The sequence below is a fragment of the Athalassotoga saccharophila genome, from assembly GCF_009936215.1.
Classification (GTDB): domain Bacteria; phylum Thermotogota; class Thermotogae; order Mesoaciditogales; family Mesoaciditogaceae; genus Athalassotoga; species Athalassotoga saccharophila.
In genome coordinates this window covers 543,571-559,215 of sequence record NZ_AP019551.1, presented here as the reverse complement: position 1 = coordinate 559,215, position 15,645 = coordinate 543,571, and the positions used below count along the sequence as shown (strand labels likewise).

The 15,645-nt window shown below is 40.2% G+C and carries 15 protein-coding genes and 1 pseudogene; 6 read left to right on the top strand and 10 right to left on the bottom strand.

The annotated features are described in order from the left end of the window. Position 1 precedes the first annotated feature (1 nt). The 4 genes from ATHSA_RS02780 to ATHSA_RS02765 are packed head-to-tail and all read right to left on the bottom strand — an operon-like array spanning position 2 to position 5,055. Positions 2–1,471, bottom strand: a complete 1,470-nt coding sequence (locus ATHSA_RS02780) for a B12-binding domain-containing radical SAM protein (RefSeq protein WP_161847649.1) — start codon at positions 1,469–1,471, stop codon at positions 2–4. After that, positions 1,452–3,356: an ATP-dependent zinc metalloprotease FtsH gene (ftsH, locus tag ATHSA_RS02775; RefSeq protein WP_269473937.1), complete on the bottom strand. Its 1,905-nt coding sequence runs from the start codon at positions 3,354–3,356 to the stop codon at positions 1,452–1,454. The genes ATHSA_RS02780 and ftsH overlap by 20 nt, the downstream gene beginning before the upstream one ends. Beyond that, positions 3,356–4,735, bottom strand: coding sequence for a tRNA lysidine(34) synthetase TilS (gene tilS / locus ATHSA_RS02770; protein ID WP_232060114.1), 1,380 nt, complete (start codon positions 4,733–4,735; stop codon positions 3,356–3,358). Before tilS ends, ftsH begins: the two co-directional genes overlap by 1 nt. Then, positions 4,732–5,055, bottom strand: a complete 324-nt coding sequence (locus ATHSA_RS02765) for an ATP synthase subunit B family protein (protein ID WP_161847647.1) — start codon at positions 5,053–5,055, stop codon at positions 4,732–4,734. The genes tilS and ATHSA_RS02765 overlap by 4 nt, the downstream gene beginning before the upstream one ends. A 492-nt stretch (positions 5,056–5,547) precedes the next feature. Between ATHSA_RS02765 and ATHSA_RS02760 the strand changes: the two genes are divergently transcribed. Genes ATHSA_RS02760 through ATHSA_RS02750 form a run of 3 tightly spaced genes read left to right on the top strand, consistent with a single transcriptional unit; the run spans position 5,548 to position 7,472 of the window. Next, complete coding sequence (locus tag ATHSA_RS02760; protein ID WP_161847646.1) at positions 5,548–6,324, top strand: transporter substrate-binding domain-containing protein; 777 nt, start codon at positions 5,548–5,550, stop codon at positions 6,322–6,324. Between the two features lie 9 nt (positions 6,325–6,333). Then, a complete protein-coding gene (locus tag ATHSA_RS02755) occupies positions 6,334–7,068 on the top strand; it encodes an amino acid ABC transporter permease (protein ID WP_197739208.1) in 735 nt (244 codons plus the stop codon). Next, entirely contained in the window at positions 7,065–7,472 is a 408-nt protein-coding gene (locus ATHSA_RS02750; protein WP_161847645.1) for an ATP-binding cassette domain-containing protein, read from the top strand. Before ATHSA_RS02755 ends, ATHSA_RS02750 begins: the two co-directional genes overlap by 4 nt. On the opposite strand, the gene ATHSA_RS02745 is transcribed toward ATHSA_RS02750, so the two are convergent. Next, the gene (locus ATHSA_RS02745; RefSeq protein ID WP_232060051.1) at positions 7,463–9,109 is read right to left on the bottom strand and encodes an IS1634 family transposase; all 1,647 of its coding nucleotides are present in this window, start codon (positions 9,107–9,109) and stop codon (positions 7,463–7,465) included. The genes ATHSA_RS02750 and ATHSA_RS02745 overlap by 10 nt on opposite strands. Before the next feature lie 174 nt (positions 9,110–9,283). On the opposite strand from ATHSA_RS02745, the pseudogene ATHSA_RS02740 reads away from it, so the two are divergent. Continuing rightward, positions 9,284–9,646: pseudogene (locus tag ATHSA_RS02740) on the top strand (amino acid ABC transporter ATP-binding protein); the annotation flags it as partial. Here ATHSA_RS02740 and ATHSA_RS02735 read toward each other — a convergent pair. From ATHSA_RS02735 to ATHSA_RS02715, 5 genes are read right to left on the bottom strand one after another with little or no spacing between them, the layout of a single operon-like run. After that, complete coding sequence (locus ATHSA_RS02735; RefSeq protein ID WP_161847644.1) at positions 9,621–10,196, bottom strand: HD domain-containing protein; 576 nt, start codon at positions 10,194–10,196, stop codon at positions 9,621–9,623. The pseudogene ATHSA_RS02740 and the gene ATHSA_RS02735 overlap by 26 nt on opposite strands. A 45-nt stretch (positions 10,197–10,241) precedes the next feature. Further along, a complete protein-coding gene (locus ATHSA_RS02730; protein WP_161847643.1) occupies positions 10,242–11,318 on the bottom strand; it encodes a Gfo/Idh/MocA family protein in 1,077 nt (358 codons plus the stop codon). Between the two features lie 9 nt (positions 11,319–11,327). Next, entirely contained in the window at positions 11,328–12,635 is a 1,308-nt protein-coding gene (locus ATHSA_RS02725) for a nucleotide sugar dehydrogenase (protein WP_161847642.1), read from the bottom strand. Next, positions 12,632–13,771 carry a DegT/DnrJ/EryC1/StrS family aminotransferase gene (locus ATHSA_RS02720; RefSeq protein WP_161847641.1) on the bottom strand — a complete coding sequence of 380 codons (1,140 nt, stop codon included), beginning with the start codon at positions 13,769–13,771 and terminating at the stop codon, positions 12,632–12,634. The genes ATHSA_RS02725 and ATHSA_RS02720 overlap by 4 nt, the downstream gene beginning before the upstream one ends. Before the next feature lie 54 nt (positions 13,772–13,825). Further along, on the bottom strand, positions 13,826–14,041 hold the full coding sequence (locus ATHSA_RS02715) for a hypothetical protein (protein ID WP_161847640.1): 216 nt from the start codon (positions 14,039–14,041) through the stop codon (positions 13,826–13,828). A gap of 126 nt (positions 14,042–14,167) precedes the next feature. Here ATHSA_RS02715 and ATHSA_RS02710 point away from each other — a divergent pair, with 126 nt between their 5' ends. Then, entirely contained in the window at positions 14,168–14,431 is a 264-nt protein-coding gene (locus tag ATHSA_RS02710; protein WP_161847639.1) for a type II toxin-antitoxin system Phd/YefM family antitoxin, read from the top strand. Positions 14,432–14,433: 2 nt separating this feature from the next. Further along, the gene (locus ATHSA_RS02705) at positions 14,434–15,624 is read left to right on the top strand and encodes an ABC transporter ATP-binding protein (protein WP_161847638.1); all 1,191 of its coding nucleotides are present in this window, start codon (positions 14,434–14,436) and stop codon (positions 15,622–15,624) included. Positions 15,625–15,645 lie beyond the last annotated feature (21 nt).

The window sequence follows — 15,645 nt, the reverse complement described above, 5'->3', positions numbered from 1 at the left end:
ATTATCCCTCCTTTAAAATTTTCAACTCTCCAAATTCCGCATTTTTCCATGAAATATCGATATATTTCCACACCGGCTCGGCTTGCCATTCCCTTTCTATATCTTGAATGAATTTCAATCTTTCATTCCTTCGCGCAAGTTCATAAGAGATCTCTTCATTTGCCGTGGCAAGTACCCATTGAATTCTTGAAAGTCTTACGCTTTCGAACTTGCTTTTGACTCCGATCCTCCCAAGGTTTGACTGAAGATATCTTTCCCTTTCTTTTAAATCTTTAGAGGATCGCATTTGAAAATTCTCAAAATTCGTAAATGGTTTTGGTATCAAAGGGTTAAGACTCACATAAGGAATTATTCCTTCATCTTTGACCATTTTAACTACGTCGATTATACCATTTAAATCGCTTTGATCTTCATCTGGCAAACCGTATATGAAATACATCTTTACACGTCTAAGACCCGCCATCTTAACATTTTGAATGGCTCTTTTTATGTCCTCTTCATCGATCTCTTTGTTAAGCAAATCTCTCATTTTCTGAGTACCGGCCTCGGGGGCAAACGTTATCTCCCTGTCTCCCATCGATTCGAGGATCTTAACAAGTTCGACACTTATCGCATCAAGCCTCAAAGAAGAGACGCTTAAAAATTTCACCTTGTCCTTCAACCAGACAAGTAGATCCATCAAATAAGGGTAATCGGAAACACTCGACGCAACAAGGCCGACTTTGTCCGTGTAATCAATGGCCTCGGAGATTCTTTTTTTCACCTCTTCGAGAGGCATAAAACGCACAATATTGTATATCTTCGAAGCCACACAAAAACTGCAGCGATGAATGCATCCTCTTTCTATCTCTATAAGATAAGTCTTTCCAAAAACACCTTCTTCGGAAAGAAAGACAGAACTTCCCAAAGACATGGAAAGGTTTCTTAGTTTGGCAAGATTAACGGCCTTTTTTCCGATCACGGGAACAGAGACATCAGAAAATTTAACCATTTTCTCGAGAATCTCGGACCATTGTGCCTTTAAAGTGTCTCTTAAATTTTCAAGGACATTTCCCATTCCTTCTATTTCGCCGTGAAGAATAAGATCCGCAACGTGCCAGAAAGCGTTTGGATTAAAAAAAGTCATCGCTCCGCCGAAAATAACAAAAGGATTCCCCTTTCTTTTCTCGGCAAGAATCTCAACCTTTTCATGCGCAAAAATATCAAAAATGTTAAGAACATCCATCTCGAATGAGATCGAAAAGGCCCATACTTTAAAATCTCTCAGACGTTTACCGCTCAAAGACCTTACTTCTCCATTTGAGTAAAAAAAACGTTCACACGAAAAACCGTATTCCTCAAATGCTGCGAAAGCAGCGTTAAAACCCAAATTTGAAATTGCGGCGGCATATTCATTTGGAAAGATAAGAGCCACTGGTATGCCGCCACCATTTTTCTTCCTTAAAAATATCTCAGTTATTTTCTCTTGCAACCTCTTTTGTCTTTGAATATGAGTCGTTACCGTTATGATCCAAATTAAGTTGACCCTTTAGTAGTTTATCTAATTCTTCTCCTTCTATGGTTTCTTTTTCAAGCAATATTTTGGCTATTTCGTCGAGTTTTTCCCTGTATTTCTTTAAGATGTCCATTGCACGTTTGTAACTTTCTTCGATTATTCTCTTTACTTCGTAATCTATCTTTGCGGCCGTTTCTTCACTGTAATTTGGCATTCTTCCAAGTTGTTTTCCAAGGAAGACCTCACTGCCTTCCTCTCCCCATGAGACTGGCCCTATCGTGTCACTCATACCGTATTTGCAAACCATGTCCTTTGCCAATTTGGTTGCAACCTCGAGATCATTTGCCGCTCCGGTAGTTATTTGGTGAAATACGAGTTCTTCTGCCGCTCTTCCTCCAAGCATTCCTGCAAGTCTGTCAAGCATCTCGTCTTTCGACATCAAATACTTGTCCCTCGTTGGAAGTTGGAGCGTGAAACCAAGGGCATGCATTCCTCTGGGCACAATAGAAATTTTGTGAACTGGATCGGCATTTGGCAAAACGGCTCCAACTACAGCATGACCTATTTCGTGGTAGGCAACGACCCTTCTTTCTTCCTCGCTTACAACCCTTGATCTTCTTTCGGGGCCTGCTATTACCCTGTCTATCCCTTCTTCGAGTTCTTCCATAGTTATCTGTTTCTTTTTTCTCTGGGCCGCAAGCAATGCCGCTTCATTTATAAGGTTTTCAAGATCTGCTCCGACAAAGCCGGGAGTTCTTCTTGCAAGAACACTGACATCAACATTCGGATCGATGGGCTTTCCTCTCATGTGAACCTTCAAAATCTCCTCGCGTCCCTTTATGTCGGGCGGATCAAGAATAACCTTTTTATCAAATCTGCCAGGTCTGAGCAAAGCGCTATCGAGAATGTCTGGCCTATTTGTGGCAGCCATAACTATGACGGCCGTTTGATTGTCAAATCCATCCATCTCGACAAGCAACTGGTTTAAGGTTTGCTCTCTTTCGTCGTGACCACCACCAAGTCCTGCTCCTCTTTGACGGCCAACGGCATCTATTTCGTCTATGAATATTATGGAAGGTGCATTTTGTTTTGCCTGATTGAAGAGTTCCCTTACCCTTGCAGCACCCACACCGACAAACAACTCAACGAAATCAGATCCGCTCATGTGAAAGAATGGAACGTTGGCCTCCCCAGCGACGGCCCTTGCTATGAGAGTCTTTCCTGTTCCAGGAGGTCCGACAAGCAAAACTCCCTTTGGCATTCTTGCTCCAAGGACATTAAAAGATTGAGGATCTTTTAAAAAATCAACTATCGATTTTAATTCTTCCTTTGCTTCATCAACTCCAGCGACATCCTTAAAGGTTACCCTCTTGTCGGAAGGCTTGTAAACCTTTGCCGGACTCTTTGTAAAACTGAAGGCCTGGGAATTAGCGCTACCCATCCTTCTCATCATCCACCACCAGAAGATCATCAAGATGACTAAAGGCAAGACAAAGTAAAATATCGCATTTATCCATACGCTCGAATCACTTGCCTGTTTTGCAACAACGCTTATTCCCTTCGAAGACATCGTCTCTACAAGAGAGTTACTGGTAAGAAGCCATGGAGCGTACAGACTATATATAGTGCCATTTTTTGTCGTTACAGTCGTATTTCCACTTGAGTCAACCACAACCGAAGCGATCGGAGTGGGATCCTGATTTACCATCGATAGAAAATTCGTAAAACTTATCTGTGTAACAGGATTGGTTGGAGGCCACATAAGTCTTATCAGTAAAAAGAACATGACTATGACGAGAAAATATATCAGTATGGTTCTCCAATTTGGGCCTGTTTGCTTTGTGTAATTTGGTGTTGGCATCAAAAAGCGCCTCCTTCCCGTATTAACGTTAAAATCTTTCGAGTATCCCTTGTAACCTTTAAATCATCTGAAAAAGTTATTCCCACTATCCAGACGATTTTACCATCTTTTTGGGAAACCACAGGAAATATCCTTCTCATTTCTGCAGAAACTCCTCTTTTTTTCAAAATATCTTTCACCCTTACCTCTTCCTTCATTCCGAATGGAACTATCCTTTCATCCTTTGCAGGTCTGACTACCAATGGAAAGTTTACCTTTCCAGCATCGATGGTTACACGATTTTTAGAATCTCCAAGATTTATCTCTCCCTCTTCAAGGTCGGAATATATCTTAATAGATAATTCCTTTATTTGGACTGAACCCGGCACTAAAAGTTCTAACGGACTCCAAGAAATCTCTTCCTCCTTTTTGCCCACGCATAGATCTTTATCTTTTACCAAGTAAATACCGCGTCCAAGGTTCAACTCGTGATGGCCATTTTCCCTTACGATCTTAACACAAGATTCTATCTTTCTGTTCGATATATCGATCCCCATCTCATTCAAGATCATTTTAAAAAGTTCAGAAAGAACGAGATCATCCTCTTTTCGTAAATCTTCGAGTTTTAAACATATCCTGTCATTTACAATTTTAAGGTCGAATTTTTCAGATATCTCTTTGCCCAGATGATCTTGATACATTTTGAGGATGGTTGAAATGTTGAAAACCATCTTTTCTATCTGGGGGCAAAAATCTTTTTTTATTTCTGGAATTAAGACGTGTCTTATCCTATTTCGCAAGTATCTTGTATCGAAATTCGTTCTGTCTTCAAAAAAAGGTATTCTATAGATTTTAACATAATTTCTTATGCTTTGTTCATCAAAAATCAAAAAAGGCTTTATATATTTACCTCTTATCGGGCTCATTCCTATTAGCCCACCCACACCGCTTCCCCTGAAAAGTCTTAGGAAGAAATTTTCAGTCAGATCCGAAAGATGATGGGCAGTCGCTATTTTATTCGCACCGTATTTTGAGGCAACCGTTTCAAAGAAATCGTATCTTACAATTCTTGCGCCTTCTTCAATCGAAAGGCCTTTATGGTTTTTAAGATACTCAGGAACATTTCTCGATTCAACAACGCATTCAAATCCTAAACTTTTTGCAAACTCGCTAACGCCTTTTCCCTCGATTTCGGCTTCCTTTCTTATCATGTGATTTAGATGTGCAACGATAAAATCGGCATTAAGGCGATCTCTTATTTTGGAAAAGGCATGCATCATTGCCATCGAATCTGATCCGCCGGAAACTGCTAACAGGACAAAATCTCCATCTTTTATCAAAGACTCATCTTTTACGAATTTCAAAAGATCGTATTCAAATTCATCCAATCTCAATTTCAAACCTTTAAATTCAAAGACTTTTTAACAAAGTCGGAAATGAAATCTTCCCTTATCAATGCATATTGCCTTTTAAGGCTCTCAACTGAATTCAAGGCTTTTTGAATGGCTTCCCTTGACTTCATCTGGGCTTCTTCCTCGGCCTTCTGGATCATCTCCGCGGCAGATCTTTTTGCTTCCGATCTTTTATTCTCGATCAAAGATTCTCCCTCTTCATTTGCCTTTGACAATATCTTTTTTGCCTGATCTCTTGCATTATCAACAATGGAACGCGCATCTTTTTCTGAAAATATAAGTTCCTTAAGGGTCTCCTCTACTTCCAACTTTAAGACCTCCTCAATGTTAATTCATTATATTATAACATAGAAAAGATCGTGAGAGGATAGCGAGGTATATTAGACAGGTAACCTATGGCGGGTAGAAATTGAGAATTAAAAATTGAAAATTTGCAATCCTAAATTTGCAATCATCAATTAGTGCTTTCACTCGTCACCATTCGTGCCATCTTTCCTTCCGCTTACGGTAATGAACATTCGACTTTTAATTTGAGTTTGGTATATTTTTGCCATAGAAAAAATAAGAAAACAAAACTTAATCATTTTTTAATTGACATTGAACAAACATCGATGATAAGATATTTTCAAATCTTGAACCAAGGGGGAAATGTGAAAAGATTTTCAATAATTGAAAATAGAAAGCACGTCAAGCAACCGCCCGGTGAAGCGGCTTCTTGATCGTGCGTGAGAAGGTTTCACCGGGCCACATCAGAAAAGATGTGGCCTTTTTTATATTCAAAAATCTTAAGGAGGTGTTGTATGGGTAAATTTTTCACGTTGTTTTTACTTTCTCTTGTCATTCTTACAATGGTGGTGAGTGCAGACGCGCTTGACAAGATAATCTCTTCTGGTTATCTGACCGTGGGAATGGATGTCCATTACATGCCATTTGAGGGAGTAGATTCAAACGGTAACTACGTTGGCTTTGACGTTGATATGGCACAGTTGATGGCAAATGAACTTGGAGTCAAACTCAAAATAGTTCCTACGCAATGGTCAGGAATTTTACCATCTCTTGTTTCTGGAAAGTTCGACATGATAATATCGGCAATGACGATAACTCCCAAAAGAGCCCTGATGGTTGATTTTTCCATTCCATACTTTACCATAGGTCAAAAAGTTCTCTACAACAAATCAGTTTATACCAATCCAACCGTCAAAAGCCTCCAAGATCAGAAGAATCTAACCATAGCGGTTGAGATAGGAACAACGGGAGAAGATGCGGCAAAAAAGATCTTCCCAAACGCAAAAATACTCGAATTCAACACAATGGATGAGGCCGCATTGCAGGTTGCTATGAAAAAAGCCGATATCGCCGTTGCAGATTCAACCTACGTTGGATACATGGTAGAAAAATACGATCAACTCGCCACGATAGATGAGACACTTACGAACGAAAATTACGGCATAGCAATAAAGAAAAATGAGCAGGAACTTCTCAACTGGATAAACACCTTTATAACGTACATAAAGGCAAGCGGACAATGGCAAGAACTTTACAACAAATGGTTTGTCAATTACAAACCGAATTCGTAGGTGGTCTGAATGAGATGGGTTGGAAAACTCTCTACCGCGATCATATTGATCGCGGCATTTGGAGGAATGTATTATCTTATTTCTTTGCAGTATCCATTTCACTGGAATATAGTGCCATTTGATTACATAAAACTTTATTTGATGGGAATGCTCATAACTCTTGAAATTTCAATATTCAGCATTTTACTTTCCTTTGTCATAGGAGTCCTCGGAGGCATAGCAAGAGTTTCCAAAAATGAAACTCTTAGGGACCTTGCTGGCGTTTACGTTACCATTTTTCGAAATATTCCTTTGCTTGTGATAATACTTCTCGTCTATTACGGAATAGGTACTATCTTCGATTTTCCAAGATTTTGGGCCGCCGTCATAGCCCTTTCAACATTTGAGGGAGCGTACATAGTGGAAATAATAAGAGGTGGGATCCAGTCGATTCCAAAAGCGCAATTCGAAACTGCGGATGCACTCGGACTTAGCGAAGGTCAAAAATTCTTCGATATAATCCTTCCGCAGGCCTTCAGAAATGCCCTTCCTTCACTGACGGGCCAATTCATAAGCCTCATAAAGGACAGTTCTTTAGCATCTGTCATAGCAATAGAAGAGTTAACTCAAAGGGGAAATGAGGTCGCAACGATGGCCCTTGCATCATTCGAAAGTTATATAACAGTAGCGTTGATGTATTTTACTCTGACTTACGTTTTGAGTTTTGCAAGTAAAATAATCGAGAGGAGGTTTGCAATACCTTGAGCGAGATACTGAGAATAGAAAATTTAAAAAAATCTTTTGGAGAAAATGTAGTACTCAAAGACATCTCCATGAGTGTCAACGAGAGAGAGGTTGTTGTAATAATGGGCCCTTCGGGAACGGGAAAATCTACACTCCTAAGAAGTATAAATTTTTTGGAAAGATACGATTCTGGCAAAATCTTTTTCAAAGGCCAACTTCTTACCCCCGATCCTTTTACTGTAAGGTCAGCAAGAATGAAAATGGCTTTCGTTTCTCAAAGTTATAACCTCTTTCCACACATGAATGCACTCAAAAATGTCATGTATCCTCTCGTCAAGATAAAAAAGATAGAAAAGGAAAGATCAAAAGAAATTGCTACCTTATGGCTTAAACCCCACATTTCGCACATCTTTGATCAGAAATAATATTTTTCATATTCAACTCCCAAAAGTCTTATCACTTTGATCTGCAAATCTTTTAAATTCGCTATCTGTGTGGTTGTTTGCCCATCTGTAACCACATTTACAACGGTTATGTTCATGAAGTTCTGACATATCCACCTGAATGTCGGCCTGTTTGTCGGCTTTTTCAACTGATTCGGAAATGTTTGCCCTGTCTCTTTCAATGTGCGCCTTATTTCCCATTCCGAAAGCGAGTACACCAATAACGTCAATACCATTATCATCACAAGTGCCTGAATCCGTCCGGGCTTTTTCAGATACACATCGCTTACTCCGAAACTTTTGTCTTTCAAAAACCTGAATCCTCTTTCGACCGTTGTCTGGTTTTTGTAATATTCGAGCACTTTTTCATCTTCAAGTTCAATGTCGTTCGTTGAAAGTATGAATCTTCCGAGTTTTGCTTTGGCCTTTTCAACCGCTTCTTCATTCAGACCTATCTCAGCATCTATTTCATACATTTCTATCGTCGGATCCCCATCTTTAGGCCTTCCTCTTTTCCCGTCAGTTCTGACTCTTACGCTCTTTATCTCAAACTTGTCGTATTTGAAAAGAGGATGAGCTTCCATCCATTGTCTGGACTTGTTTATTCCGTCTTCAGAACAAAAATACCGTTCTTTCGTCACAGTCTTTTTCAATGACTTTTCCGCTTCTGTCTTGCTTTTTTTCAAATGCCTGTCAAATGTTTTCAGTTCCTGTTCTTTAAGATATTTCGAATTCACCATTATCCATTTTTGTTTTATCCCGCCGTAATTGCTTATTTCGGAATACACTTCATATCCTTCAATTTTGGTCGGACGAAATTCAACTTCTTTATTTAGCATTTCTTCAGCCTCTTTTATCGTAGACGGCACATGGCTTATCCAGTATGTTGTTCTGAGTTCGCTAATGTTTTCCGCAGTGTAGAAAGCACTGTCTGCCACATGATAGACTTTCTTGTCTTTGTCAATGTTCTTCCTGATTGCTTTGACCATTTCTTTGATCGACTCTTTATCCGATTCGTTCCCGTTGTATGTTTTGGCAAACATCGGCATTCCATGCTGATTTACAACCATCCCTATCACGAATTGTTTCAAATCCTGTCTGTGATCTTTCGAATGACCGAAGGTGATCTTAAAACCATTCGTCCCGTCTTCCATCTCGTAATTGCCGCTTACACTCACGCTTGTGGTATCGGTGTGAACGAGGTGAACATCCATTTCAAGTTTGTTCAAAGCGTGCGCCGCTATCTCTTGAAATAATTCCGTTGGACCGTAATCATAAATCTTGTCAAGCACTCTGCCGAGAGCGTCATCGTTAAGATCTTCCGGTTTAGTTCCTTCGCCTAAAAGTTTCTCAACATCCCAGTTCTCAAAATAACTCCCTGCAAAGTACAATCTCCTGTCAACAAAACCAAGCCCGAGTATGATCATCGCTTTTATTATCGCAGACGTTGAAAGATTGAAGTTCCGGACTTTCGGTATTCTCTTTTCAATGACCTCTCCCATTTCAAATTTATCAAATGTCCCAGCCACAAGTCCATGGTGATCAAGTTGCTTTGTAGTGATTTCCATTTTTCTACCTCCGCTGTCTTTTTCAAATAGATCATAGCAGCAGAAAGGCATAAATCAATGGACTCTATCCGAAACGGTAAATAGTGGTATAATCTTTGTGATGTGCGTCAAGGTTACAGCAAATGCTTCTTTGGCTATTACTGACTCTAATCATTTCCCACTTTCAATTTTAAAACATGAGTTTCAAATAAATCCAAAAAACTGTTTTTTATCTGCGGAAAGTGGGTTAAACGTGTCGGACTCGGAGAAAAATTAAACAGTTACCCTTCACAACTATCAGGTGGTCAACAACAAAGGGTTGCAATTGCACGTGCCATGGCGATGGAGCCAGATCTGATTTTATTCGATGAGCCTACATCGGCCCTTGATCCAGAAATGACAGTTGAGGTTTTAAATGTCATGAAAGAACTTGCCTCAAAAGGTGTTACGATGATAATAGTCACCCACGAAATGAGATTTGCAAGAGAGGTGTCCGATAGAATTCTATTCATGAGTAATGGATATATACTTGAAGACACAACTCCACATGAATTTTTCAAAACGCCAAAAACGCCTCAGGCAGTCAAATTTGTCTCCCAATTTGCGTGAGATCTTCCTTAAGGGCCCGAACGAACTCAAAGACTATCTGATGGCGTTTTTCGGCCATCTTTTTTGCCGTATTTGTGTGCATCAAATCCTTAAGATTTAAAATTTTATTCTCAAAATGCGCTATCGTCTCTTCGACATTTCTGCCGTTAAGTGCTGAATAGGCTATCGTCCTGTATATTCCCATTGCGCCAATGGCATCAAGCCTGTCCGCATCTTGCAAAATCTTTGCCTCAAGAGTTTCTGGAATAAGACCTTTTGAAAACCTGTGAACAGATATGGCATAGGAAATTTCTGCGGCACAGGGATATTCAATGCTTTTTAAAAACTCAAATGCCATCTGCGATCCTGCCTTTGCGTGATCTATAGATCCATTTTTTTCCTCAAGTGGCCTTGCGATATCGTGAAGATAGGCTGCCGGAATCAAGATATCCATCCTCGCATTTTCATTTTGACCTATGATTTCACAGAATCTTACCACTCTCAGGACATGATCAAAGGTGTGAGATCCTTCCATTTTTTCCTTTGCGAATTCAATTATTCTCTCGATCATTTTATTCCTCCAAATAAAAAAAGAAGCACGGGATATCCGTGCTTCTTACCTTCGAAGGGGGGACATGAGATTCGTTGAAAAGTCTATCGGAAAGCTCACCGGTCGCCCGTAAAGAGAGGATTGATAGATACCTAAAATTATCTCGAGAGCCTTCATCCCCTCTTCACCGGTGATGTAAGGAGGATGTCCGTCTTTTATCGAATCAATGAAATCTTTGTAAAGGGGTATATGGCCCGACCCGTAGACCGTCTCTGGATCGGGTAAATCCATAAAAGGATGGCGTTCTTCATTTTCAAATCTCCACGTAAGGATTTTGTTCGTTGCTATACCACCTATGACAACTGTGCCTCGTTCTCCAAAGATCGAAAAAACCTCTTCCAAATTTCGCGGGTAAACGTTGGATGTTCCCTCGACGATTCCTACAGAACCATTTTTGAATTTAACAATGCCCGTTCCGAGATCCTCTGCTTCTATGTACGGATGGTTAAGGTTTGTTATGTAGCCGTAAACCTCTTTCATCTCACCGCCAAGCATCCATTGAAGGAGATCTATACCGTGAGTTGATTGGTTTGAAAGCACACCACCATCCATAGCCCAAGTTCCTCTCCATGGTGCCTGATCGTAATAGGCTTTATTTCTGTTCCATCTTACCGCTATATTGGCATGAAATAGTCTTCCAAAAGCCCCACTTTCGATCTTCTTTCTCAATTCCTGGACCGCGGGATTGAATCTATTTTGAAAGCAGACTCCAAGGTTTAATTTGCGATCTTTCGCGACATCACACATCTCTCTCGCGTCTTTTATAGACAGAGCCATAGGTTTTTCGACAAGCACATGTTTTCCGGATTTCAAAGCCTCTACAGTTATATCTTTATGTTTTCCAGATTCCGTCGCTATGGAAACGAAATCGAGTTTTTCCTCGAGCATTTTTCTGTGATCGGTGTAAATTTTTGGCCTCTTTAGACCGGCGCGATCTAAAATGGCGGCGGCATTTTCAGCCCTTTCTACAACAGGATCGCAGACGGCTTCGAATTCAAAGATATCAGAATTTTTTATGGCCGCCTCTAAATGCTTTTGAGTCCCTATTCTTCCACAACCAATAAGACCGCCTTTTATTTTCATAATCTCACCTTATAAAACGTAAAGATTTGGATATTTCTGAACAATATCCTTTGTTACATTCTTCGTATCGAAGACAAGAGGCGCATTTTCGATCAAGAATTTGTAATCGACGCGCTTTTTGTGTGCCGTGGTTATTATCACGCCATCGATCGAATCCAAAAGTTCTTTTGTTATAGGCACACTTTCATACCTTTTGTTGTTATGTACAAAATTAGGTATGTAAGGATCATGGTATACCACCACCGATCCCTTCTTCTCGAGGTGTTCAATGACCTTAAGTGCTGGGGATTCCCTTATGTCGTCTATGTCTCCCTTGTACGCAACACCCATGACGAGTATTTTCGATCCATTCATGCATTTTTTTCTGTCATTCAAAAGATCTGAAAGCCTTTCCACAACGTATTCGGACATAGAGTCATTGATTTCTCCGGCCAATTCTATTAATCTCGTGTGATAATCGTATTCTCTCGCTTTGTAGGTCAGATAGAATGGATCTATCGGGATGCAGTGTCCTCCAACGCCAGGACCCGGGTAAAATGGCATAAAACCAAAAGGCTTTGTCGCTGCCGCATCGATGACCTCCCAATAATTTATACCCATTCTGTGTGATACAAGCGCCATCTCATTTGCAAGTGCGATATTGACTATTCTGAATGTATTTTCAAGTATTTTGGCCATTTCCGCCTCACGTGGCGAAGATACAACTTTAACCGGAGCGTCCAATATGGCCTCGTACATGGCTTTGGCGTGTTTGGTACATTCTGGAGTAACTCCTCCGACGATCTTTGGGGTATTCTTGGTTTTGTAAATGAGGTTTCCCGGATCTACACGTTCAGGACTGAAAGCAAGGAAAAAATCCTTCCCAACCTTAAGACCAGTTTCTTCGAGTATTGGAAGGACAACTTCATTCGTTGTACCCGGATAAGTGGTCGACTCGAGCGTTACAAGCATGCCTTTGTGAAGGCGTGTTTTTATTTGTTTTGTGCTCTCAACTATATACGTTAAATCCGGTTGCTTGAATTTATCGAGAGGCGTCGGCACGCATATCGTTATGACATCACAGTTGTTTATTTCATCGTAATCTGTTGTCGCCCTTAATTTTTTATCCTTTACGAGTTTTTCAAGATCTGAATCGACAACGTCTCCTATGTAATTGTGTCCGGCATTTACCATATCCACCTTGCTCTTTTGTATATCAAAGCCGATAACGTTGAAACCGGCCTTGGCCTTTTCTACGGCAAGTGGGAGGCCAACGTAACCAAGCCCTAAAACGCCTACAGTTGCTTTTCTCGAAGTGATCTTTTCCATTAATGTCATGATCTTTCCTCCATAAATTCCTTTATTTTTTTTGCAACATATTCCTGCTCTTCAAATGTTATTTCCGGAAACATGGGAATTGCAAGAGATTCTTTAGAAAGTTTTTCGGCAACGGGAAAATCTCCCGGTTTGTAATTCAGAAAGGAAAAACATTTCTGTAAATGCAAAGGAATAGGATAATATATCGCCGTACCGATGCCTTCATTTGTCAGATATTCTCTAAGTTCTTCTCTTCTTTCAGTTCTTACAACGTATTGATGAAAAACATGAGTTCTATCTTTTGGAACTGCAGGACAAAGGACAGTATCCCCCCCAAGAAGTTTTGAATAATTCGATGCCGCATTTATTCTCTTATCTATCCACATATCAAGGTGAGAAAACTTAACATTCAATATGGCGGCCTGTATTTCATCCATTCGAGAATTGTAGCCTATCTCTTCATGAACATACTTTTGGTGAGATCCGTGAACTCTTAAAATTCTCACCCTGTCTGCAATTTCGTCCGAATTGGTAAGGACCATTCCAGCATCGCCATATGCTCCGAGGTTTTTCGTGGGGAAGAAAGAAAGGATTCCAGCATCTCCAATTGAGGCAGTCTTTACACGTTTTCCACCGACAAAGGCCTCTGACCCTATAGATTGAGCGGCGTCTTCAAGAATTTTAACTCCATATTTATCACAAATCGATTTAAGGTATTCCATATCGACACTTTTTCCGAACAAATGAACGGGAATGACGGCCTTAATCGATTTATCCGATTTTATCTTTTTTTCGACAAGACCCACATCTATGTTGAAGTCTTCTCCAACATCGATAAAGATGGGTATTCCACCAAGTCTTGTTATTGCGCTTGCTGTTGAGAAAAACGTGTAAGGGGTAGTGATAACGCGATCGCCTTTTTCGATCCCCATGGATTGGAGCGCCAAGACCAAGGCATCACTTCCATTGCCTACAGCGATGGCATGTTTGACTCCGATGTAATTTGCGATCCTTTCTTCTATTTCTTCGACATTTTGACCCATTATAACAACGCCACTTGATATGGCTTCGTCTATCTTCTTGATCATTTCATTTCTCAATTCCTTGTATTGTCTTGTCAAATCAAAAAGGGGAATCTTCACAATGTCCGCCTCCATTAATTAACTTACTTAATTATAATACTTTGATTTTGAAATGTCAATAGGAGAACCTCATCTTACAAGAATAAAAACGATTATTCCAATAAAGAGTGTAAAAATGGACCACGATATCAAAAAATAAGGATTCATTATCACCAAAGCCACAAGAAAGATGAACAAAAAGAGAAGATAAAGAAAGGCGGCAAACTTTATCCTCATTGGAATTATTCTTATTCCGAGATATATGTAGGAGATAATTCCGATCAGGCTAAATATCAACTCTACCATGAGACACCTTCAAAATCTTTATTTTTTAATATATACTCTTTGATTTAAAAAGTCAAGTGCGAGTAAAATATTTGGTATATTGACTTTGATCAAAAATATGACTATAATCATAGTCAAGGTGATCGTATGCTCAACAAACTGAAATTTTACAATGTTGCCGATGCCAAGGCGGGCCTTTCAAAGTTGATTTCAGAGGCTAAAAATCAGGACGTAGTCATAACAAAAAATGGCGTTCCAGAAGTGAGCGTAATAAATTACGAAAGGTATGTCAAGATAATGGATTTTTTGGAACAGGTCAAGGACATATACACGCTCGATGTCGGTAGCGGCGCACCGGAAGATCCGGTTGATAAAATGCTTGAAGACGATCAGGATAATCAGGAGGTGTAAGGATGGCAGATGTAATTTTGGAACATGTGTGGAAAATTTACGAAAAAAAGGTAGAGGCTGTCAAAGATGCGAATTTAAATGTTGCCGACAAGGAATTCTGTGTTCTCGTCGGTCCTTCGGGATGTGGAAAGACCACGACTTTGAGGATGATAGCAGGTCTCGAGGAGATAACGAAGGGAACTATTAAAATCGGGGACAAGGTTGTAAATGACGTTGAACCAAAGGATAGGGACATAGCGATGGTCTTCCAGAATTACGCACTTTATCCTCACATGAACGTTTATCAAAACATGTCTTTTGGACTTAAATTGAGACACTTTCCAAAAGATGAGATAGACAGAAGGGTAAGAGAAGCGGCAAAGATTCTCGGAATAGAAGAATTCCTCGACAGAAAGCCAAAGCAACTCTCTGGAGGTCAAAGGCAGCGTGTTGCGGTCGGCCGCGCGATAGTTAGAAATCCGAAGGTATTCCTCTTCGACGAACCTCTTTCAAACCTCGACGCAAAGTTAAGAGTCCAGATGAGATCGGAACTCAAAAAATTGCACCTAAGGCTCAACGCAACAATGATATACGTCACGCACGATCAGGTCGAGGCTATGACGATGGCTGACAAGATCGTCGTAATGAGCACCGGCGTGATCCAACAAATAGGCACGCCATTCGATATTTATCACTATCCGGATAACGTCTTTGTCGCAGGATTCATAGGCTCTCCTTCAATGAACTTTTTGAAAGCCACCCTTCTTTGGAAAGACAGCGCAATGTGGGTTAAATTGCCAAATGGATCCCTCATTAAAGTGCCAAAAATCTACGAGGAAGAACTTGGAGATTACAAGGACAAAGAGATAATCTTCGGAATAAGGCCAGAAGACATTTACGATAAGATGTTTGCCGTAGCCGCGACGCCCGAAAATACCGTAAATGTCAAGGTAGATGTTATAGAACCTCTCGGAAACCAAACCATGCTACACGCAAGAATAGGAAACGATATAATAGTCGCCGCAGTCGATCCAAAGACCGAGGCACAGATCGATCAATCGATGGATTTAGTCTTTGACATGTCGATGATGAGGGCATTCGATCCACAAACTCAAAAAGCAATAATAACAAAGGAAAAATTGATGCACGGAATGAACGCAAGTAAAACAGCCAAAATAGAGAACGGAAAAAATCAGGTAACGCAAGGAAAATAATTGCTTTTTTTAATCAAAAGA